Genomic DNA, 22,159 nt, shown 5'->3' with positions numbered 1-22,159 from the left:
TCAATTAAGTTTAGGTTGGGTTAATTCGAATAATTCACGGCTTGATTGAGCCATATAAATTCCTTTAAATTTTTCTTTATTTAATCTACTGTAATCCTCTAAAATTCCATAAACTCTAAAACCACACTTCAGCCAAATTTTATGGGCAGGGCTATTTTCTCTGACATCTAAAGTTAGTAATTCAATATCTTTACAAAGACAATAAGATGCAATTTGATTTAAGGTTGTTTTTAAAAGAGATGAACCTCTATAATGAGGATCAATAATCCCTTTTTGCAAATCAGCAATATGCTTTGTAGTATTCTGGAGGGAGGTCTTAATCTGGCAGGTAGAAATGATTTTTTCTTCATCATTTCGGTCTATACCAACTACAATAACTAAAGTTTTATTTTTTAAATTCTGTCGTAAAGCTTCTAAGTAAGCTTCAATTTGGTTATTTTTCTCAAAATTTTCATCAAATCCTAAAATTGATTCATCTCCTATACTTTTACTTAAAAGACTAATCAGACGACTTTCATAAAGTTTAAACTTTTCTATATCTTCTATAAAATCAAAAGAATACATGTGATTTTCCGTGAATTTCTTACCTTTAAATTTTAAATTTTAAATTTTAAATTTTAGTCAAAAAAAAGACATACTTTGCATTGAAAAAAGACATTTAAACATCTTTTTATTGTTAATTGACCTAGTCATTGCATGTTCGAGAAAGAACATCAAATGGCATATGAATTGTGATTACACAATTTTTGAATGCATTTTTAATAATATAATTATTGAATGAAGACGCCAACACCTAGAATCTATCGCACAGCTGGACTGCCACCACTCTCCTAGACAAATTTCGTCTATTCTTTTTGCATAGGAGAGAACATTATGAGTGGACAACGATATACCCCAGAATTTAAAGATGAAGCTGTTAAATTGATTACCGAGCGTGGATATTCTGTCACAGATGTTGCAGAACGTTTAGGCGTATCACAACACAGCATTTATAAATGGCTAAAGGCCGTACAGCCTTTACGCAACAACCCTGATGAACATGAATTGCTTGAGGCAAAGAAAGAAATCCTTCGCCTTAAAAGTCAGCTCAAACAAATTGAAGAGGAACGGGATATTCTAAAAAAGGCCGCAAGGTACTTTGCCAGTTTGCCCGAGTGAAGTATCAGTTTATCCTAGAATACAGCCATCAATTTAAGATTAACGATGTGCCGGGTTCTTAAGATTGCTCGTGCTGGCTACTATGCTTGGTTGCATGAACCCGAATCAGGCAGGACTATTGAAGATAAGCGGTTATTACAGCTCATCCGTTCTTCTTATGATGCTAGTTATGGCATCTATGGCTATCGCCGCATTACGCTGGATCTTAAGGAGTTAGGTGAAAGTTGTGGCTGTGTTTGGATCGTCAAATAATCTTCTAATAAAAAATTATAAAACTTAAAAAATGCTCTAATTTTATTACTTATAGTTTGATAATCAATATTACTATTATTTCTTAACATTATAATATTATTAAGTTCATTGTTGTTTTCTAAGTAAATTAGAAAATTATCAATTTCATTTTGGATAATTTCAAAATTATAAGATGAAGAATAGAAAGACTCACAAAAAGAGGTTGAATATTTATCAAACCAAAACTTGTACCAGGATTTCAGTGCAGTCAAATCAGAGTACTGAGTAGATGGACTCTGAAAGCGTAATACTTTCATTGTATACAAGAGTGGATACAAGCATGGACAGCATGAGTCTGTATCAAACAATAAAATTATTTCTTTCTCATTAGAAACCTTTTTAGTTAATGAGATAGTCTTTAAAGCAAACATAGTAAAGTTTATGAAGTATTCTTAAGGTCAACATATCATATTTTATCGTTGAAATAGAAATTAGTTAAGTTATTGAATTATAGCTTAAGAAAGAAGGATATGAACTTATTGTTAGGTGTATCGTATTTAACATAATATACATTATACGAAATAAATTATACTGAATAAAATGAGACTTAATTATTTAAATTAAACCTCATTCTTATATAGATTAAATATTAGAAGTTATAAATCGCAATCACATTAAAGCGATTATCTATACCAGTATGGCTGCCTTGTGCATCTGCACCATATGCTTCTCGCTTACCATACACATATTCCAATCCAAAACTAATTGGTTTCACTGGTGTGTAAAATACATTTGCCCAAGCTTGCCATAAATCTTTATTAACTTGCGTTAAATTCTTCGAATAATCAATATATCGATTATTCTTTTCTGCTTTCATATAACCATAACCTACAGTACTTCTAATTTTTGAATTAAACTGCTGTGTAATGCCCACAGTAATTGAATTAAATTGATTGGTTGCGACAATATCTTGATCTGTGTTAACTAAAAATCCTGCATTTGTCCAAGATACAAAACTACTATCACCCTTAACATGATAATAATCGGCCTTTAAAACAGTATTTTCTAAAAGATCATATTTGGCCCCTAAACCAATACCCCATGCCGTTTCATGATCATTATTTGTACGTTTCTCATCAACCATACCACGCAAACTTATAGAAAAATCACTGGTAAATTGTTGATTTAAACGCATCGTCAAAGCAGGTAAACGCATTTTAGAGGATGTATCTTTGGGATCTTCCAGTGCTACAACAACACTCGATTGAGAGTTTATTTTTTTTGTATAACGTACTTGTGGATCTCTTTTTACAGATCCACCGACATAACCTAAAGCATCAATACTTTCAGGCATATAATCTGGTATTGCAAAGTTTGACCAAGTTTGTCCAATTAACCAATTATTATAAGTCAAATATGCATGACGTATTCTTAATGAATCATTTGCACCCAAAAAATCAACTTCTAATTTTCCACCTACACTTCCTGTACTAGTTGGGGTTTTAAAGTCTAAACCTAAGCGTGTTGCCGCAAGCGTTGATTTTAAAACATCAGATGCTGAAGATTCTCTAGAAAGTGGTACCGTACTAATTTGATTATACATTCGAGCTAAGCTGCCACCTTCGATTTGATATGTACCATCTAAACGTACATTTCCATAGAAGTTAAATTCGGCTCCACCTTTGGTTATTCCTAATGTGTTTTTTACATCTTTCGGAGCAGATATTAAATTTTTTTGAAATGTTTGAACTTTTTCTAAACTTTCCGATTGATTCTGTTGTTGAGCATTCATTTGCTGAACCAATTGTTTTAATGCTTGAAGTTCATGCTTTAGCTGTTCAATTTCAGTTTACGTTTCAGCAAATGTAGGTGTGCTCATGACGAGAGCTGCCATCCATATAAGTGGTTTTAACTTCGATTTTAAAACAGTTTTATGAGTATTCATCCTGACCTCATTTTCTCATTGCAGTACATTGTCATTACAATGTAAGTTTAAAATACAGTTCACCTTAAAATATTTTCAAGGTGAATTCTGAACAAAATTAATAATTAATGTGATGTACTATTGAGCCTATTCAAGCTTGAATTATCTTTTGCTTGAGCTTTTGATCCTTCAACTGAAGTTTTAAGATTAACCAAGAAAACGGCAAATGCTGCAATGAAACCAGGAACAGCAATTGCTAAGAAATTCATTTGATGTGGTAAATCAAATCCTAATAACGCGCCTGTTAATACAGGTCCTACAATTGCACCAATACGACCTATGCCAGATGCCCATCCCATTCCCGTTGAACGTACGGTAGTTGGATAATACTGTGCAACAAATGTATAGAGTAAGATTTGTGAGCCAATGGTCGCTGCACCAGCCACTGCAATTAATGTATATAGAACAAAAGATGGACTGTTAAATCCTAAAAGAATGAGTGCAACAGCGCCTACCGTAAACATAATACTTAAGACAGGTTTTAAATGGAATTTATCAGCCAAAACGCCACCACCAATTGCACCCACCATTCCTCCAATATTTAAAGCAAAGAGGAAGATCATACTTGCACCAAGAGAGTATCCGGCTTGGATCATTAGTTTTGGTAACCAGCTTCCAAGTGCATAAACCATTAATAAACACATGAAAAATGCAATCCAAAACATGAATGTACTGCCCATTCTGCCTTGTTGAAACAATGCTTTCAGTGGTGCTTCATCACCCACAGTTACTTCATTTAGAACAAAAGATGTATTTGCAGTAATGGTTTGTTGCGGTGCAATTTTTACAACAATATGCTTAATTTTGGCAGTATCCCCTTTTTTGGTCAAAAACATTAAGGACTCTGGTAAATATTTCCAGATTAGTGGCAATAAAAGTAAAGGGAAACCTGCAATATAGAACATGATTTTCCAACCAAAATCTACCACAAGCCAAGCACCTAACAATGCCGAAGCCATACCGCCAATTGCATAACCACTAAACATAATTGCAACGAGCGTACTGCGTATACGTTTAGGTGCATATTCAGTCATTAATGCAACTACATTGGGCATTACACCTCCAATGCCAAGCCCTGCTAAAAAACGTAAAATACCAAACTCTACTGGAGAAGATGCAAATGCACCACAAAATGTAAATCCACTAAAAATAGCCACACAAATCATGATCGTTTTTTTACGACCTAATTTATCCGATAATGTGCCAAAACTCATTGCACCAAACATCATGCCAAATAGTGCAGTACTTGCAAGCATGCCTGCTTGTACCGTTGTTAATCCCCACTCTTGCATTAATAAAGGTAATGCAACACCATAGATTACTAAATCATAACCATCAAAAATAATAATGGATAAACACCACAATAAAACACCCCAATGAAAAGGCGTAAATGAAGTTTCATCTACCAACGTATTGACATTTATTTGATCTGTTTTCACCTTTCAGCCTCCTGCTTGTGAAATATGATCAGCACAATGCGGTAAATCACTTTTTTTGTCCAAAACCGATTAACTCTATATTTATACCTTTAAGGTTGTTTATTTAAATTTTTTTTAAATTCAATATACTAACGAGGTATATATGTTCTGAGTTAAAGTAAATAGTATTCGCTTAATTTTTTTATTAAATAATTGAACGGTCATAATAAATATTTTCTAAATCGTAGAGCTGATAAATACAATCAAATAATGAACGAATATCTTCACTTTCATCAAGATTGCGAACCGCCATAAAAATAGGACTCACAGCTGATTGGTCTAAAATTGGAATAAAATGTAGATATTTTAACTGAATACTTTGTGCACTTGCTGGCACAATACTAATTCCCTCTCCAGCGGCAACAAAGCCACAGGCTAAAGATAATTCTCGCACTTCTCGTACTTTTTGTAACTCCAGTCCATGTTCTGAAAAAAGTGAACGAACTTGGCTGGAAAAGTTAGGTTTATTATTTTTAGGATATAAAAAAACAGGATGATCAATTAACTCGGATAAATAAACGCCCTCATTTTTTTGCGCCATTGGATGACTACTATGTACAGCGACCATTAAGCGTTCTTCTCTTAACAGAACTCGTTTAATTGCTGGATCAGAAATACGTAATCGACCAAATCCAACATCAATTTTCCCCTCTTTTAATGCTTCAATTTGTTCAGTCGTCGCCATTTCAACCATTTCAATTTTGAGATGGGGTTGCTGTTGTTTAAAAAGATAAACAATATTTGAAAGTAAACCGAATAGAAGAGAGCCGACAAAGCCAAGCGTTATACAACGGTCTGTCATTCCAACACGTTGTGTCATTGATTTTATCTCTTCTGCATTAGACAAAAGTTTAAGTGCGTGTTGATAGAAAAATTGACCTGCTTCAGTTGTTTTAAGTGGGCGACTGCCTCGTTCAAATAATTGTACTCCTAGCTCCGCTTCAAGGTTCTGAATCTGGCGACTGAGAGGTGGCTGAGCAATAAAAAGTCGCTCAGCTGCTTTTGTGAAACTTTGTTCTTCCACTACAGCGGTGTAATACCGTAGGTGTCTTAATTCCATTTTAGGACTCCATACCTTTAAAATATAATAAAATGCAAATTTGGTCTTAGACAGCTAAAAGCCATTCCTTTAAGGTATACCAAATACAGTGGTTCTGGCAAGAACTTGTCGGTATTGTTCTAAGAGCTGATATATTAAAAAAGCTTGAAAGAACAATTACTTCAATTCATACCGTAGAACTAAGTGAAGTTTTTGACTTGTATCATATTGATTTTTAAATCTGAAATTGAACTTGTTGAAAGGAAAATTGATTAATTTCGCTTGAATTAAGCAAGGAGCTAAGCATGTTATTTCAAGTCAAGATGGATGTACAGATTCCGTTAGATATGCCAGCCAATACTGCCAACGAAATTAAAACGATTGAAAAAGCATATTCTCAAGATTTACAACGTCAAGGTAAATGGCGTCATATTTGGCGAATTACTGGTCAATATTCAAATATTAGTATTTTTGATGTTGAAAGTAATGAAGAACTTCATTCAATTTTACAAGGTCTTCCTCTTTACCCATACATGAATATTACAGTAACTGTACTGAATAAACATCCATCTTCAATTCGTGAAGATGATCATTAAATTACGACATTTCATTCATTGTCGTTGGTTTTAGCACAAAATATTGTTTTCGCGCGCTGAGTAAATCATCAAAGTCTCTTGAAGATTACAACGCTAGCATGAAGTTAATTTAATGGAACTGAAGTGTTTTTCCAACATTTCAGTGACTTACCCTAATTTGGAAAGTCGGAGAAAGGATATGCCACGTATTCCTGTAATCAACACTAGTCATCTTGATCGTATTGACGAATTACTTGTCGATAATTTTGAAACAGGTGAATTTAAACTACATCGTTCAGTATTTACTGATCAAGCCCTATTTGACCTTGAAATGAAGTATATCTTTGAAGGGAATTGGGTTTATTTGGCACATGAAAGCCAAATTCCAAATAATAATGACTACTACACGACGTATATTGGACGTCAACCGATTATTATCGCACGTAATCGTCAAGGTGAACTAAATGCAATGATTAATGCCTGTTCACATCGTGGTGCGCAGCTTTGTCGTTATAAACGTGGAAATAAAGCGACTTATACGTGTCCTTTCCATGGTTGGACATTCAATAATTCAGGCAAGCTTTTAAAAGTTAAAGATCCGAGTGATGCAGGTTATTCTGATTGCTTTAATCAAGATGGTTCACATGATCTTAAAAAAGTCGCACGGTTTGCCAACTACAAAGGGTTTTTATTTGGTAGTTTGAACCCTAATGTTCCGTCATTAGAAGAGTTTTTGGGCGAAACGACTAAGATTATTGACATGATTGTTGGTCAATCTGAACAGGGTCTAGAAGTTTTACGTGGTTCTTCTACCTACACTTATGAAGGTAACTGGAAATTAACAGCGGAAAATGGTGCGGATGGTTACCATGTATCCGCGGTACATTGGAATTATGCTGCAACCACACAACAACGTAAAGAAAAACAAGCGGCAGATAATATCCGTGCTATGAGTGCAGGTTCTTGGGGTAAACAAGGTGGTGGATCATATGGTTTTGATCATGGTCACATGTTGCTATGGACACAATGGTCAAATCCAGAAGATCGTCCAAACTTCCCTAAGGCTGATGAATATACCGAAAAATTCGGTGAAGCGATGTCTAAGTGGATGATTGAGCGTTCACGTAACTTATGTCTTTATCCAAATGTTTATTTAATGGATCAATTTGGTTCTCAAATTCGCGTGCTAAGACCTTTGGGTGTAAATAGAACAGAAGTAACCATTTATTGTATCGCACCTGTAGGTGAAGATGCTGAAGCGCGTACACGTCGTATTCGTCAATATGAAGATTTCTTTAATGCTTCAGGCATGGCAACGCCAGATGACTTAGAAGAATTCCGTGCATGTCAAGCTGGTTATGCAGGAATTGATCTTGAATGGAATGACATGTGCCGTGGTTCTAAGCATTGGATTCAAGGTCCAGATGATGCAGCAAATGAAATTGGTTTAAAACCTAAATTAAGTGGCATTAAAACTGAAGATGAAGGTTTGTATCTTGCACAACATCAACATTGGTTAGAAATGATGAAATTTGCAATTGCTGCAGAAAAGGAACTCGCAGCACAAGTAGCTGATACACAAGGAGAAACTGCATGAATGCGACAACACATTTAACAGATCAAGTGTCAATTGAAAGTATCAATCAATTTCTATATAAAGAAGCTCGTTTGCTTGATGATGAACAATGGGATGAATGGTTACAGTGCTATGCCCCTACAGCTGCGTTTTGGATGCCTGCTTGGGATGATGATGATCGTTTAACTGAAGACCCTCAATCTGAAATTTCTTTAATATATTATCCAGATCGTCAAGGTTTAGAAGACCGTGTTTTTCGTATAAAGACTGAACGTTCTTCTGCAACAATGCCAGACACAAGAACAAGTCATAATTTAAGTAATATTGAAGTGATTGAACGTCATGGCGATATTGTAACTGTACGTTTTAATTGGAACACTTTAAGTTTTAGATATAAAACCAATTATAGCTATTTTGGTATGTCACGATATGAGATTGATTTTTCAGGTGAACAACCAAAAATTTTAAATAAATATGTCGTACTTAAAAATGACTATATTAATCAAGTGATTGATGTTTACCATTTATAAAAAGTCAATTACGACTCTCCCATTTCTATGTAATTGCTTTTAAAAATGCCCTTTACGGTTAAACAATTTATTTGTTTCTTCGTAAAGGGTGAGATGAAAAGATTCAAAAAAGGATTTAGGCCATGTCAATTCACAATATTGCACTTCAATTCGAAGACGGTGTAACACGCTTTATTCATGTTAATTCGGGCGAAACATTATCTGATGCAGCCTATCGTCAAAAAATTAATATTCCTTTAGATTGCCGTGATGGTGCTTGTGGCACCTGCCGTGCCTTTTGTGAATCTGGCAGTTTTGATATGCCCGAAGAAATGTATATTGAAGATGCGCTCACACCTGAAGAGGCTGAACAAGGTTATATTCTTGCTTGTCAATGTAAACCAACTTCCGATGCAGTATTTCAAATTCAAGCATCTTCTGATGTATGTAAAACTGAAATTCATCAATTTCAAGGCACTCTTACAAGTGTAGAAAACTTATCTGATTCAACCATCACTTTTGATATTCAATTAGATGAAAATCAACCTGATATTCATTTCTTAGCTGGTCAATATGTTAATGTTGCATTGCCGGATAGTCATGAAACCCGTTCATATTCTTTTAGTTCTAAACCAGGTAATCGCTTAACTGGTTTTGTGGTGAGAAATGTTCCAAATGGAAAAATGAGTGAGTTCTTAAGTGTCAATGCGAAAACAGGCGACAAAATGACATTTACAGGACCTTTTGGAAGTTTTTACCTCCGAAATGTGATTCGACCAGTTGTTATGCTTGCGGGTGGTACTGGCATTGCTCCTTTTCTATCAATGTTACAAGTACTCGAAGAAAAAGGTTCTGATCATCCTGTTCGTTTGGTATTTGGTGTAACCAATGATTTTGATTTGGTTGCATTAGAAAAACTGGAAGAACTTAAAAATAAATTAGCATGGTTCGATTACCGTACAGTTGTTGCACATCCTGATTCAGCACATCCACGTAAGGGCTATGTAACTGCGCATATTGAAAATCAATGGTTAAATCGTGGTGACGTTGACATTTATTTATGTGGTCCGGTCCCGATGGTCGATGCTGTGCGTACTTGGTTAGACCAAGAAGGGATAAAACCTGCAAACTTCTTATTTGAAAAATTCTCTGCGAATTAACAGGAGAACTAAATATGTCTATCTCTCCAAGATTTTCGAATAAAGTTGTGATTGTCACGGGTGCAGCTCAAGGTATTGGTCGTGGTGTTGCTGCACAAATTGCTTTAGAAGGTGGTAAGGTCGTTCTTGTCGATCGTTCAGATATTGTTCAAGATGTTTATGATGAAATCACAAATCAGCAAGGTGAAGCGATCGTTGCACAAGCAGATTTAGAAACATTTTCAGGTGCTCAATCGGTTGTTAATACTGCATTACAGACTTTTGGAAAAATAGATATTCTTGTCAATAATGTCGGCGGTGCGATATGGATGAAGCCTTTTCAGGAATTTTCCGAAGATGAAATTATAAAAGAAGTCAATCGTTCTTTATTTCCAACCTTATGGTGCTGTCGAGCGGTACTTCCACAGATGATAGAACAGCAAAAAGGGACGATTGTAAATGTTTCTTCAATTGCAACACGTGGAATTAATCGAGTGCCTTACTCTGCCTCAAAAGGTGGTGTGAATGCATTAACAGCCTCTCTTGCCTTTGAACATGCACAAGATGGTATTCGTGTGAATGCTGTTGCAACAGGTGGGACGGAAGCACCGCCAAGAATTATTCCAAGGAATGCAAACCCATTATCTGAGCATGAAAAAACTTGGATGCAAGAAGTGGTAGATCAAACAATTGATCGAACTTTTTTAGGTCGTTATGGAACAATTCAAGAACAAGTCAATGCCATTTTATTTCTTGCATCTGATGAATCATCTTATATCACAGGCACAGTAATTCCTGTTGGTGGTGGAGATCAGGGTTAAACCCTGATTTGCCTATAAATATAAACAGGATCATGACTGCATGGAGGCTCAATGGCACACCTGTTCAAAACATTAAAAAATGACTGGTCAATTTCTGCGACAGTCGCAGGGTTTTTAGCTGTTCTTATTTCCTATTCAGGTCCCCTCATTATATTTTTCCAAGCTGCACAAAAAGCACATGTTTCAACTTCGATGATGGTGTCTTGGATTTGGGGGATTTCTTTAGGTGCAGCAGCCGCAGGAATTTATTTATCCATCCGTTATAAAACTCCTGTGATTACAGCTTGGTCTGCACCAGGTACCGCTTTACTAGTCACCTTATTTCCCAATATTTCACTTAATGAAGCGATTGCGGCTTATATCACCTCTGCGATTGTTATTTTTTTAGTAGGTATCACAGGTTATTTCGATAAACTTTTAAGATGGATTCCACAAGATATTGCCGCAGGAATGATGGCTGGACTTCTATTTCAATTTGGTTTAGGTTTATTTTTAGCTACTGATACCATGCCAATCATTGTATTTGGCATGCTTTTGGTTTTCTTATGTGCAAAACGCTATACCCCTCGTTATGCAATGGTCTGGGTGCTCATCTCTGGGATAATACTTAGCTTATTTCTTGGAAAATTTAATCCAGTTGAATTTAATTTTAGTTTTGCAGTTCCACAGTTTATTCACCCTGAATGGACTTGGAATTCAACTCTTAATTTAGCCATTCCTCTTATATTGGTCAGCTTAACTGGGCAATTTTTGCCAGGTATGGCAATTATGAAAATCAGTGGTTATGAGACACCTGCAAAACCCATTATTACCGCAACCAGTATTGCCTCTTTATGTGTCGCATGTGTTGGTGGAATTACCATTGTTTTAGCATCAATTACTGCGGCATTATGTATGGGAAAAGATGCGCATGAGTTAAAAGAAAAACGTTATATTGCAGGTATTGCAAACGGAATATTCTATATCTTAGGTGGACTTTTTGCGGGTAGCATTGTCATGCTATTTAGTCTTTTACCAAAAGAACTTGTTGCTGCGCTAGCAGGATTGGCTTTACTAGGTGCCATTGCAACCAATATTTCAGTTGCAATGAAAAATGAAGTACATCGTGAATCTGCTTTAATTACTTTTTTAGCAACGGCATCTGGAATGCAGTTCTTAGGTTTAAGTTCAGTATTTTGGGGAATTTGTATTGGGATTATTGCCCATCTATTTTTGACCAAAAAATCCAAAACGATCATGACGTAGTTTAGATCTAATCTTTAGATTTACTAATATTATCGATATAGGCATGAAAAAAAGGTAAATCTTTACCTTTTCTTTTAATTTAAGCCCAAATTACAATAATGGCAGCAACGATAATCCAAAATAATCCCCAATGATCCGTTCGGACTAATTTCTCTTTAAAGAAAAAAGCTGAAATCATTAAACTGAAAATCATTTCAACTTGCCCTAATGTGGTCACTAATGCAGCTGTTTGCATACTGGTTGCTGTAAACCACCCTAAAGATGCTAAACAACCAGATAAACTGATAATAAATACGAGCCCTTTTCGCTCATACATTTTGATAAGCGTTGCTCTTTTAAATAGACTTAAATAGGTGAGTAAAATCGTACTTTGTAAACCAATTACACTGACTAAAACCCATGCCGCGCGGTGTAACACAGGTAAATTATTTAATTCTAATGTTGCTTCTCGTACTAACAACAATGTAATGGCGAAAAATAATCCACTCAAAATACCGATAACAAAGGTATTCCAAGAAAACTTACTGTTTTGAACCCCTCCTTTGCTTAATAAATAAATTGCAAAGGCACCTAAAAGCACGCCAAACCATGCAAACGGACTCAAATATTGTCCAAAAAAGGTTACCCCTAAAATAGCGGCTAAAATGGCTTCGCTTTTTGCTAACCCAACTCCAATTGCATAATTTTTCTGATGAAATAATTTAATCATCATGAGTGTTGCAAATATTTGTGCAATGGCGGCACAAATGACATAGATCAAAAACCGAGAACTGAAATAGGTAATTTCAGTAGTAGGCTCAACTGTATATAACCACCATAAGTATAGAAGCGATAATGGAAATGCGAAAATAAAGCGAGATAAAGTAACACCAAAAGAATCTACAGTACTACTCAGTTGTTTTTGAAATGCATTCCTCCATGCTTGTGTGAATGCAGCAAAGAGCGTGAATAATACCCAAGAAAACATAATTTAGAATTCTAATTTTAAAGTTTAATTTGTATTATGAAGAAGATAATACAAATACGAAAGCTTTAAATGAAACAATAAAAAAGCCTTATATGAATAAGACTTTTTAAATTGATCATCTTATGATTGACGTCAAATTATGAACGTTTTCCCATTTCCGATTTAAATAAAACATCACATGTTCCTGGTATATTTTTCCCATTATATTTTACTGTAACAGCAGCCCCTTTTGCTTTTGCACTACACGCTTTTTGGACACTCGAATCACGATGAGCACCACGCTCTAAACTATTTGGATTATTTGCTTTAAATCCAAGTTGACAAGTGCCATTGATACTACGCCCATCGTGCGTTGCTGTAATTTTTGTATTTACTGCCTTACCTTGGCATAGCTTACTAAAATCGGGGCGATTTCCTTTACTCTCAGGCGCTGCATATACTGCTGTCGTTGCAAATAAACCTGCGAAAAGGAGGGAGGCGATTTTTTCCATGATAACCTTATATATGATATTAATAATCGTTTTCATATAGTAAATAATAATTATGGAGAAATACGTAAGAATAATAGAAAATACCGATGTAATTAAAGTTCTTTAATTAAATGGCACGTATAGTCTAATACAGAATTCGTCCGAATTTTGAATTGGCTATTGGCAGGAACTTCGAAACTTTCTCCTGACTTTAAAAATAAGTATTCTTCGTCTATTCCAATCCAGACCTCACATTCACCTGAAATAATTTCTATTAACTCAAGGACATATGTTTTAAATTTAAGTGGCTGATCTGTAGGCAAGATCACACCGATGGTTTTTTTCGTGCCATCAGAATATTCAATGACGCGACTAATTGATTTACCATCAAAATGTACATTCGTTTTTTTTTGAATAGAAACATCATCGAACTGTTCTGTCATATTTATTCCGATTAATATTTTTAAAATTTTACGATTATTAATTTTAGATCACATTGCCTAAAATATACACGTATAAAGAAAAAGACTCAATTCATCGCTGTTATTATTTTGGATTTATCATTTATTATTATTGATTATTCATACTCCATATTTAACTTAAATAAGCAATAAGCCCAATATTTAATCGAGCTTATCTATACTGTGAATTTAACCTAGTTTATTAACTAGTTTTAAGGGTAAAACTTTCATTGCAAAACTAATCGGTAACCATGGCCATTTAGGGACATAAGCTTTTATCGGTTCTTTCTCGATTTCTGTAACAAGTAATCGAGAACCTGTTTGCTCATCCACTTCAAAAGGTAGTTTTTTTGCACCCTCATTCAGTTCTGTTCGAATATAGCCTGGGAAAATTGTTGATACTTTAATTGCGGTATCTAATAATTCTGCTCGGATTCCTTCTGCTAATGCAGCCATCCCTGCTTTACTTGCACCATAGGCAGTTAGATGTTTTGGCATGCCACGAATCGCGCTCATAGAAGAAATCATTACCAAATGACCAAACTTTTGCTCACGAAAAATTTCAACAGCTGCTTCAGATTGCGCTAAAGCTGAAATGAAATTTGTTTCGACTGTCGCTTTGTTAATTGCAAAATGCCCTTTTCCAATTCTACGCCCATCGCCAACCCCTGCATTAACAATAATACGATCAATTGTGCCTAATTCAGTTTTAAACGCATGAAATACTGTAAAAACTTGGTCATAATTAGTCACATCCAGTACTTTTATATTGACTTCAATCTTATACTGAGTTTCCAATTCGAACTTTAATGCCTCTAAACGCTCTAAACGCCGTGCACAAACTGCTAAATTGTAACCTCTTTTAGCAAACTCACGCGCCATTCCAGCGCCAATACCAGAGCTTGCACCTGTAATTAAAATTGTCTTCGTCATTTAATTTCCCTTTCCCTATTCTTTTTATTTAAATCCAAGTAAGTAACTGCGGATCTTTTGCTTTTAAATAATGATGTTCATTCAAGCTGAGTAAGCGTGGTTGATGATCCACTAAACGTAAAGTCGTTAAGCTGGCATTTGCAATAGACCAAGTGAGTGAAAAGGTGTTTTTCACACTTAATTCTAGGACTTTTCCTGCTAAAACTGAAATGACACCACCAGAGGTATAAACAATTGCATATCTCGGTTTTTTCTCTGCCAATTCATTACAGAGTTGTTCTAATGCATGTTCAACACGATATTTAAATTGTAGCCATGTTTCATCATAGTCCTCAGCATGATCATTCTTAACCCAACGTTCTATTGCCTGATTGAATAAATCTCCTAAATATTCATAAGGGTCTTCTTGTTGCGTCACAATTTCTTTCAATACTTGAGGTTGACTAAATTTTTCATCATATTTTGCAAAAACTTGTTGATGATTAAACTCATTCCAAGCACTATTTGTATGAATTAAGGCATTAGGAAAGAATTCTTGTAATGAAATTTTTGCCGTCTGCTGATGACGTTGCATCGAACCAGAAACAATATAAGGTTCTTCTTTTAAAATTTGCTGTAAATATTGCCCAAGTACTTTCGCTTGTGACTCGCCTTGAGGTGAGAGTTGGTCATAACTTTCTGCACCAAAAGAAGCTTGCCCATGTCGAATAAAATAAATCGTTGTCATAACTTTATTAACTCTTCTGTGTTAACTCTTTAAACTTGGCCATATATTTTTGAGCTATTTCATTTGCTTCAAACTTACTTTTACCAATTAAGGATAAAGCACGAATATGCAAAGCGTGAATAATAATCCAAAAATCTTTAAATGCTAGATTATTGGTTTGTTTGTGGTAATAACGATAATAGATTTGCTGTGCAATCACCGCTAATCTGAAAATACCAAAGACTTCATAAAAGGTCCAATTTTCTGTTTTTAATCCAGTTTTTTCCAAATAATAATCGACGACCTCTTGACGTGTAAACATACCTTTTAAATGGGTTGGTTGACGTCGCGTTGCCTTAAAAATAGGATTGTCATTTTCCTCGACCCAATATGCCAAAGATGTCCCTAAATCCATCAGTGGATCACCCAAAGTTGCCATTTCCCAATCAAGTACGCCAATAATTTGAGTGGGATGATTCGGATTTAATATTAAGTTATCAAAGCGCCAGTCATTGTGAATTAAGCACGTTTTTGCATCAAGTGGTGTATTTTCTTTTAGCCATTTACGAACATATCTAAATGATGGAACATTCATTGTTTTAGCTTTTTCGTAACGATGATCCCATCCTTCAACCTGCCTATAGCAATAGCCATCACCTTTGCCAAATTTTTCAAGTTTTGTACCCAAATATGGCACTTGATGAAGTTCAATTAACTTATCAATCATATGAATACAAAGTTCATGAACTTGTTTTTCACTAAAATTTAACTCTTTGGGTAATTCTGCACGAGGAATAATACCTTCAATGCGTTTCATGATATAAAAATCACAACCAATAATAGATTCATCTTGGCACAATGCGACCATCTCAGGGACAACTGGATAATGGTTTTTTAAAGCATTTTGAATATGATATTCACGTGCCATATCATGTGCAGATTTTGCTTTAGTACCTGCAGGTGGACGACGTAAAATCAAATCTATATTTTGATATTTTAATCGATAAGTCCAGTTTGAAGCTCCCCCAGAATATTGTGTAATCTCTACAGGACCCACTAAATTTTGTCCTTGCTGACTTAACCAATTTTCCACTGCATTGCTATATAATTCTTCACCTGATCTTACTGAATGTCCTTTATCAATCATTGACATAATTTGTTCCTAATCACTATTTTTATAACTTTATTAAATGAAATTATCACATGGTAGAGAAAAGACCGCCGTGTCTATTCATACGGAAGGTTTCTGATTTTTTTCTCCGGAACGATAGCCTAGTTTTGCCAATTCTAACTTGGCAATCATTGATTTATGAACTTCATCAGGTCCATCCGCTAATCTTAAAGATCTAGCTTGTGCAAAAAAAGCAGTCAATGGTGTATCTTGTGACAAGCCAGCACCACCATAAAGTTGAATTGCCATATCGACAACATGTTCTAAAACACGTGGAGCAACAACTTTAATCGCTGAAATTTCAGTAAGAGCTGCCATATTGCCTAATGTATCCATTTTATACGCAGCATATAATGTGAGTAATCGAGCTTGATCAATTGCAACGCGCGCTTCGGCAACACGCTCTAAATTCCCTCCTAATTTTAGTAGCTCTTTCCCAAAGGCTTTTCGACTCATACCACGATGAATCATCAACTCTAATGCTTTTTCAGCAGCACCTATACAACGCATACAATGATGAATTCGCCCAGGCCCTAAACGACCTTGTGCAATTTCAAAACCTTGTCCTGCACCCCCAATAAAGTTTTCAAGTGGCACTCGAACATTATGAAAGCTCACTTCGCCATGACCATGTGGTGCATCATAGTCTCCAAATACAGGTAACATTCGTTCAATTTTTATACCAACTGTATCGATAGGAACTAAGACCATAGAATGTTGATGGTGACGATCTTTTGACGGATCTGGTGTATGAGCCATAAAAATGATGATTTTTGCGTGTGGATCGCCCAAACCAGAAGACCACCATTTTTGTCCATTTAAAATAATTTCATTTCCATCAATAACCGCAGTGGCCTGCATATTCGTTGCATCAGATGAAGCAACATCTGGCTCAGTCATACAAAATACGGAACGGATTTCTCCTGCTAACAATGGCATTAACCATTGTGCTTTTTGCTGTTCAGAACCATAACGCCATAACACTTCCATATTGCCACTATCTGGCGCATTACAATTAAAAATGATCGGAGCAATTAAACTTTGACCAGAAAGTTCAGCAATATGTGCATATTCTTGTACAGATAAACCTTGTCCTAATTCTGGACAAGGCAAAAACATATTCCATAAACCTGCTTGTTTTGCTTTTTGTTTTAATTCTTCCATTTGTTCAGGCCAATGCCATGACGTCCAATCGCCACCCACATTATTCGTATGTATTTCTTTGATCATTTGTTCTTCAACAGGCTCAACTTCATTTTTTATGAATTGTTGAGTCCGTTGTATAAAGTCTTGAGCACGAGTAGATTGTTCAAACATTTAATATTCCCTTAAATATTTTATTTGTGTCTTTACTTAACATAGCGTGAAAATTATTATGAATAAAATGATTTAATTAAATACATTGCTATGAATAAAATTCATGAAGAAAATATTTTAGAAATTGATTTATTTCATCGGATAGATATTAATTTATACCCTTTATTTATTTCTATATATGAACAGCAAAGTATTTCAAAAGCAGCTCAAATTTTACATATTAGCCAATCTGCTGTAAGTCATGCATTACAAAGATTACGTGAGCATTTAAAAGATGACTTATTTATAAGAGCAAATCGTAAAATGTATCCAACACCCTTTGCTGAACAAATATATCCCGATATTAAATCAGCATTGACTATGATCCAAAATATTTCGATACAACGAAAAGAATTTAAGATTAACAGCATTAAAACTTTAAAAATTGCAATTCATGATGAAATTGAATCGATTATTTTTCCAAAATTGGTCCAACATTTTCAGTCATTGAATCTCAATATTCAATTTTTAAGCAGTAAATTAGATCGCAAAACAATTACAGCTGATTTAGCTTCTCAACAAATTGACTTTGCCATTGATCTAGAAAGAAGTTTTGATCCTAAAATTAATTTTAGCCCATTAATTCAAGATTATTTTGTTATTTGCACTCAACTTAAAACAATGAATCAAAATATATATTTTTCTTCACCTCACATTGGGGTTTCTTCACGTCGAACTGGAATGCTGGTTGAAGATATTTTTTTAGCTAAAGTAAATCCGAGCCGTCAAATTTTTTTACGTTGTCAACATTATTCAACTGCACTGCAAGTTCTTGAACAATTTCCGCATGCAATTTTAACCATCCCTTTTTATCTGTTAAAAAGCTTACCAATAAGTGAATTAATTCATATATTTGAGGTACCAGTTGATTTACCTTTACTAAATATTGGGATGTATTGGCATAGTAATTTCTTATTTAATCAGAGGCATGAATTTTTAAAAACAGAAATTTTAAAAATATTCACTTAGGCTATTTTTAAAATAATAATTACAAATGCCATTGCGCATTTCATTATTTTAACAACCATTACGATTTTTGTTGATTTTAATTTTATTTATGAGTTCAAATAAATACGATGGTAAATTTTACATTTGAAGTTTTTTTTAATATCCTCATATGACAAATCTGTTTTGCTTTTAGTTGAATTTCATATGAGCTACAAACACAATAACTTAATGGCAATTCGCCAAAATTATTGGAATGACACCCTCTCTAGCAGTGTAAAAGATGAAAAAAAATTTCTTCAAGAATTGTTAAATGAGTTCAACATTTATACAGACGCTTCAGTTGATGATGCAAAGTATTTATTTTTTATTTTACCGAGTATTATCATTGTTAAAGGCTATTCTACTGGATTTCAAGATCCGATTGTCAAAGAAATGATTTTAACTTTTATTTTAAAAAATAAAGAGTCATTGCAGAGTAAATCTTTATCAAAAATTCAGTATCATCTTTAATTTTCACTATACTTAGGCTATTTATCAAAGATCATCAATATTCATTCCCTTTTTTCGGCAACTTAAACTTTTTTAATACGCTTATACCCTGTAATATCCTTTACAATTAATGTTTTCAGCAATTTACTTTTTTAAGGACTTTGTTTTCATGTCTGATCAGCACGACAAGCTCAAACAACTTAAAACGTCCTCTATGGATCGCCGTTTATCAATAGCAAAGGCATCCCTTCTCGCAGGAACACGTTGGGCTGCATCAAGTGCTACAACACTTTTTGCAAGTGACGATGAAAAAGAAAAAAAACGTAAGAAAGTCATGAGAGAACAGGCTGATTATCTGGTCTCAGAAATTGGAAAATTAAAAGGTTCAATTGTTAAAATTGGACAAATGATGGCGCTATATGGTGAACATTTTTTACCAGAAGAAATTACACAAGCATTAAATACGCTAAACAATCAGACCGTAGCTTTGGCATGGCCAGCAATTTATGCTCAATTAAAGATTCAACTTGGCTCTAAATTAGATGATCTCACCATTGATCATGAGCCAATAGGCACTGCTTCCCTTGCTCAGGTTCATCGTGCAACACGTAAATCAGATGGGGTAGAACTCGTTTTAAAAGTTCAATATCCTGGTGTTGCAGATGCAATAGATTCAGATATGAACTTATTTCGAAATATGCTAAAACTCACTCGAATGGTTCCTCAAACACGTGAATTTGATCAATGGTTTGATGAGGTTCGCGAGATGATGCACCGTGAAGTTAATTATCATATTGAAGCAGAAACAACTCGTCGATTTGCTCAACGTTTAGCAGAAGATCATCGTTATGTTGTCCCTCAAATTATTAATGAATATTCAACTCATCAAGTACTGTGTATGACATTTGAACGCGGTGTGCCAATTAACAGCCCTGTCATGTTGTCTTTGCCCCAAGAACGACGTAATAAGTTAGGTGAATCATCACTTGAAATTGCAGTTCGTGAAATTTTTGAATGGGGCGAAATGCAAACTGATCCAAACTTTGGTAATTACCTTGTTCGGTTAGGAAATGGTGCAGAAATTATTGATCAAATTGTATTATTAGATTTCGGTGCAATTCGCCAATTTGATCAACAACTTTTGTTGGTTGCACGTCAATTAATTGAAGCGGGTTATTACCATAATCTAGACATGATGGTTGATGCAATGACGGGTTATGAGTTTTTTGACTCCATTCCTCAAAGTATTAAACCTGATATGGCGAAAGTATTTCTCTTAGCGACAGAAGCCTTCAGTTGTCTTGCCAATAACCCCGATTTACCCGAAGGTGTTATGGATGAAAATAACCGTTATGACTGGAAAAAAAGCCAATTACATAATCGTGTCATGCAACGTGCTTCTAAATCCATGGCATCTCGATATTTCAGTGTTCCGCCTAAAGAGTTTATGTTTATTAGCCGCAAGTTTATAGGTGCCTATACATTTATGACTGTAATTGAAGCAAAAACCAATGTACGTTCAATGATTCTGCCATATTTACAATGATCCATTTTTTAACAGACAGACCATAGCATAAGACCGCTTATGCTATCAAAACACGTCGCATGAATATCTTTAAGCCTCAGCTTTTGACTGCCTTTTAAAGGTTTTATTCAGCATAGAGCGAAGTATAAACTTGCACCAGACATCGTCTAAAGCGACAATAGATAAAATTTACTGATCGTTTTTATATTATGTCGCAAAATCTAGATGTTTTAGGCGGAATTACAGCTGAGCAATTCCTCAGTGAATATTGGCAAAAAAAACCATTATTAGTTCGAAATGCACTACCTGAAATTATTCATATTTTAGAACCGAATGATGTAATGGAACTTGCGCTTGAAGAACATGTTAGTGCACGTCTCATTCGGCAAAAAGATCGAGACCCAAATCAATGGCATGTTAAATCATCGCCATTAATTAAAGGCGATTTTCAAAAGCTTCCGAAATTATGGACACTACTTGTACAGGCTGTAGATCATTATTCATTTGATTTAGCTGCATTATGGAAAAAATTTCCATTTATTCCACAGTGGCGCCGCGATGATATTATGGTTTCATACGCCCCTAAAGGTGGCTCAGTTGGAAAGCATTTCGACTTTTATGATGTATTTTTAGTACAAGGTTATGGACATCGCCGTTGGCAATTAGGTCAAATGTGTGATGCTGAAACAGAATATGTGGCTGGGCAACCACTCAAACTTCTTCCTGATATAAATATTCAATTTGACGAAATTTTAGCACCAGGGGACTTACTTTACGTTCCTCCAGGCTTATCGCATTATGGTGTAGCGGAAGATGATTGCTTAACATTTTCATTTGGTTTTCGCATGCCAAATATTGCCGATATGATGGATCGAGTAAGCGATAAATTTTCTGATAATCAGATTTTAAAAAATCCTTTGACAGATATTCTCAGAGAAAAAGTGGCAAATATTGGAGAAATTACAACGGATGAACTCGATTGTCTCAAAACAAAATTGCTCGCTCAACTAGAAAACTCAATGGTTTTAGATGATGCAATTATGAGTTTGATGTCTGAGGCAAAATATCCAGATAATATTCCTGAAGCTGAAGAAATTGGTGTAGGTGATTTAGAAAGTGCTTTAGAAGAAGGTTATAAGCTTATGCTCGAACCTGCTTCTCGGTTGCTTTATACAGATCAGGAAAATGAACTTTTATTCTGGGCAAATGGTGAAGCGCTTGGTATTTCTGAGCAATTTTCGCCTTACTTAAAGCAACTTGCCGATGGTCAAGTTGTTGAACTAAATCAATCTATTAATCAAAATGAATCATTAGAAGACATTTCCCAATTATTAAGTGATTCTATTTTAATGCTTGTGCCTAGTGAATAAAAAGTGGT

At 34.9% G+C, this 22,159-nt stretch carries 21 protein-coding genes and 2 pseudogenes; 11 read left to right on the top strand and 12 right to left on the bottom strand.

What is annotated here, in order from left to right; genetic code table 11:
* Positions 1-564, bottom strand: a complete 564-nt coding sequence (locus B9T31_RS05400) for a GNAT family N-acetyltransferase (protein WP_086180934.1) — start codon at positions 562-564, stop codon at positions 1-3.
* A 309-nt stretch (positions 565-873) separates the two neighbouring features.
* Here B9T31_RS05400 and B9T31_RS17980 point away from each other — a divergent pair.
* Positions 874-1,389 (top strand): annotated as a pseudogene (locus B9T31_RS17980) (transposase); the annotation flags it as partial.
* Here the strand turns inward: B9T31_RS17980 and B9T31_RS18165 are convergent.
* From B9T31_RS18165 to B9T31_RS05375, 4 genes and pseudogenes are all read right to left on the bottom strand, one after another.
* Positions 1,377-1,820 (bottom strand): annotated as a pseudogene (locus B9T31_RS18165) (site-specific integrase); the annotation flags it as partial. The pseudogenes B9T31_RS17980 and B9T31_RS18165 overlap by 13 nt on opposite strands.
* A gap of 218 nt (positions 1,821-2,038) precedes the next feature.
* Positions 2,039-3,193 carry a DcaP family trimeric outer membrane transporter gene (locus tag B9T31_RS05385; protein ID WP_322853497.1) on the bottom strand — a complete coding sequence of 385 codons (1,155 nt, stop codon included), beginning with the start codon at positions 3,191-3,193 and terminating at the stop codon, positions 2,039-2,041.
* 245 nt (positions 3,194-3,438) lie between these two features.
* Complete coding sequence (locus B9T31_RS05380) at positions 3,439-4,812, bottom strand: MFS transporter (protein ID WP_086180931.1); 1,374 nt, start codon at positions 4,810-4,812, stop codon at positions 3,439-3,441.
* Positions 4,813-4,996: 184 nt separating this feature from the next.
* The gene (locus B9T31_RS05375) at positions 4,997-5,911 is read right to left on the bottom strand and encodes a LysR family transcriptional regulator (RefSeq protein WP_086180930.1); all 915 of its coding nucleotides are present in this window, start codon (positions 5,909-5,911) and stop codon (positions 4,997-4,999) included.
* Between the two features lie 284 nt (positions 5,912-6,195).
* Here B9T31_RS05375 and catC point away from each other — a divergent pair, with 284 nt between their 5' ends.
* From catC to benE, 6 genes are all read left to right on the top strand, one after another.
* Entirely contained in the window at positions 6,196-6,486 is a 291-nt protein-coding gene (catC, locus tag B9T31_RS05370; RefSeq protein ID WP_086180929.1) for a muconolactone Delta-isomerase, read from the top strand.
* A gap of 178 nt (positions 6,487-6,664) precedes the next feature.
* The gene (benA, locus tag B9T31_RS05365) at positions 6,665-8,062 is read left to right on the top strand and encodes a benzoate 1,2-dioxygenase large subunit (protein ID WP_086180928.1); all 1,398 of its coding nucleotides are present in this window, start codon (positions 6,665-6,667) and stop codon (positions 8,060-8,062) included.
* Positions 8,059-8,571, top strand: coding sequence for a benzoate 1,2-dioxygenase small subunit (gene benB / locus B9T31_RS05360; RefSeq protein WP_086180927.1), 513 nt, complete (start codon positions 8,059-8,061; stop codon positions 8,569-8,571). The genes benA and benB overlap by 4 nt, the downstream gene beginning before the upstream one ends.
* Positions 8,572-8,693: 122 nt before the next feature.
* A complete protein-coding gene (gene benC / locus B9T31_RS05355; RefSeq protein ID WP_086180926.1) occupies positions 8,694-9,710 on the top strand; it encodes a benzoate 1,2-dioxygenase electron transfer component BenC in 1,017 nt (338 codons plus the stop codon).
* A 14-nt stretch (positions 9,711-9,724) separates the two neighbouring features.
* Complete coding sequence (gene benD / locus B9T31_RS05350; protein ID WP_086180925.1) at positions 9,725-10,510, top strand: benzoate diol dehydrogenase BenD; 786 nt, start codon at positions 9,725-9,727, stop codon at positions 10,508-10,510.
* Between the two features lie 51 nt (positions 10,511-10,561).
* Entirely contained in the window at positions 10,562-11,755 is a 1,194-nt protein-coding gene (gene benE, locus B9T31_RS05345) for a benzoate/H(+) symporter BenE (RefSeq protein WP_086180924.1), read from the top strand.
* A gap of 79 nt (positions 11,756-11,834) precedes the next feature.
* Here the strand turns inward: benE and B9T31_RS05340 are convergent, their stop codons facing one another.
* The 7 genes from B9T31_RS05340 to B9T31_RS05310 all read right to left on the bottom strand — a co-directional run bounded on the left by B9T31_RS05340 (position 11,835) and on the right by B9T31_RS05310 (position 17,780).
* On the bottom strand, positions 11,835-12,725 hold the full coding sequence (locus B9T31_RS05340; RefSeq protein ID WP_086180923.1) for a DMT family transporter: 891 nt from the start codon (positions 12,723-12,725) through the stop codon (positions 11,835-11,837).
* A gap of 134 nt (positions 12,726-12,859) precedes the next feature.
* Positions 12,860-13,213 carry a hypothetical protein gene (locus tag B9T31_RS05335; protein WP_086180922.1) on the bottom strand — a complete coding sequence of 118 codons (354 nt, stop codon included), beginning with the start codon at positions 13,211-13,213 and terminating at the stop codon, positions 12,860-12,862.
* Between the two features lie 92 nt (positions 13,214-13,305).
* Positions 13,306-13,635, bottom strand: a complete 330-nt coding sequence (locus B9T31_RS05330; RefSeq protein ID WP_086180921.1) for a pyrimidine/purine nucleoside phosphorylase — start codon at positions 13,633-13,635, stop codon at positions 13,306-13,308.
* 207 nt (positions 13,636-13,842) lie between these two features.
* Positions 13,843-14,586 (bottom strand): SDR family oxidoreductase, encoded by a 744-nt coding sequence (locus tag B9T31_RS05325; RefSeq protein ID WP_086180920.1) that lies wholly within the window; start codon positions 14,584-14,586, stop codon positions 13,843-13,845.
* A gap of 28 nt (positions 14,587-14,614) precedes the next feature.
* On the bottom strand, positions 14,615-15,313 hold the full coding sequence (locus B9T31_RS05320) for a histidine phosphatase family protein (RefSeq protein WP_086180919.1): 699 nt from the start codon (positions 15,311-15,313) through the stop codon (positions 14,615-14,617).
* A gap of 7 nt (positions 15,314-15,320) precedes the next feature.
* The gene (locus tag B9T31_RS05315) at positions 15,321-16,445 is read right to left on the bottom strand and encodes a phosphotransferase family protein (RefSeq protein WP_086180918.1); all 1,125 of its coding nucleotides are present in this window, start codon (positions 16,443-16,445) and stop codon (positions 15,321-15,323) included.
* Between the two features lie 78 nt (positions 16,446-16,523).
* The gene (locus B9T31_RS05310) at positions 16,524-17,780 is read right to left on the bottom strand and encodes an acyl-CoA dehydrogenase family protein (RefSeq protein WP_086180917.1); all 1,257 of its coding nucleotides are present in this window, start codon (positions 17,778-17,780) and stop codon (positions 16,524-16,526) included.
* Positions 17,781-17,870: 90 nt separating this feature from the next.
* Here B9T31_RS05310 and B9T31_RS05305 point away from each other — a divergent pair, with 90 nt between their 5' ends.
* The 4 genes from B9T31_RS05305 (at position 17,871) to B9T31_RS05290 (ending at position 22,151) form a co-directional block, all read left to right on the top strand.
* Positions 17,871-18,788: a LysR family transcriptional regulator gene (locus B9T31_RS05305; RefSeq protein WP_086180916.1), complete on the top strand. Its 918-nt coding sequence runs from the start codon at positions 17,871-17,873 to the stop codon at positions 18,786-18,788.
* Positions 18,789-18,971: 183 nt separating this feature from the next.
* Positions 18,972-19,277 carry a hypothetical protein gene (locus B9T31_RS05300; RefSeq protein ID WP_086180915.1) on the top strand — a complete coding sequence of 102 codons (306 nt, stop codon included), beginning with the start codon at positions 18,972-18,974 and terminating at the stop codon, positions 19,275-19,277.
* A 148-nt stretch (positions 19,278-19,425) separates the two neighbouring features.
* The gene (locus B9T31_RS05295) at positions 19,426-20,802 is read left to right on the top strand and encodes an ABC1 kinase family protein (RefSeq protein WP_086180914.1); all 1,377 of its coding nucleotides are present in this window, start codon (positions 19,426-19,428) and stop codon (positions 20,800-20,802) included.
* Positions 20,803-20,990: 188 nt separating this feature from the next.
* Entirely contained in the window at positions 20,991-22,151 is a 1,161-nt protein-coding gene (locus B9T31_RS05290) for a cupin domain-containing protein (protein WP_086180913.1), read from the top strand.
* Positions 22,152-22,159: the final 8 nt, after the last annotated feature.

Source organism: Acinetobacter sp. ANC 4558, assembly GCF_002135375.1.
GTDB lineage: Bacteria > Pseudomonadota > Gammaproteobacteria > Pseudomonadales > Moraxellaceae > Acinetobacter.
The sequence above is the reverse complement of the archived record's forward strand: the minus strand, read 5'-3'. Positions and strand labels throughout refer to the sequence as shown.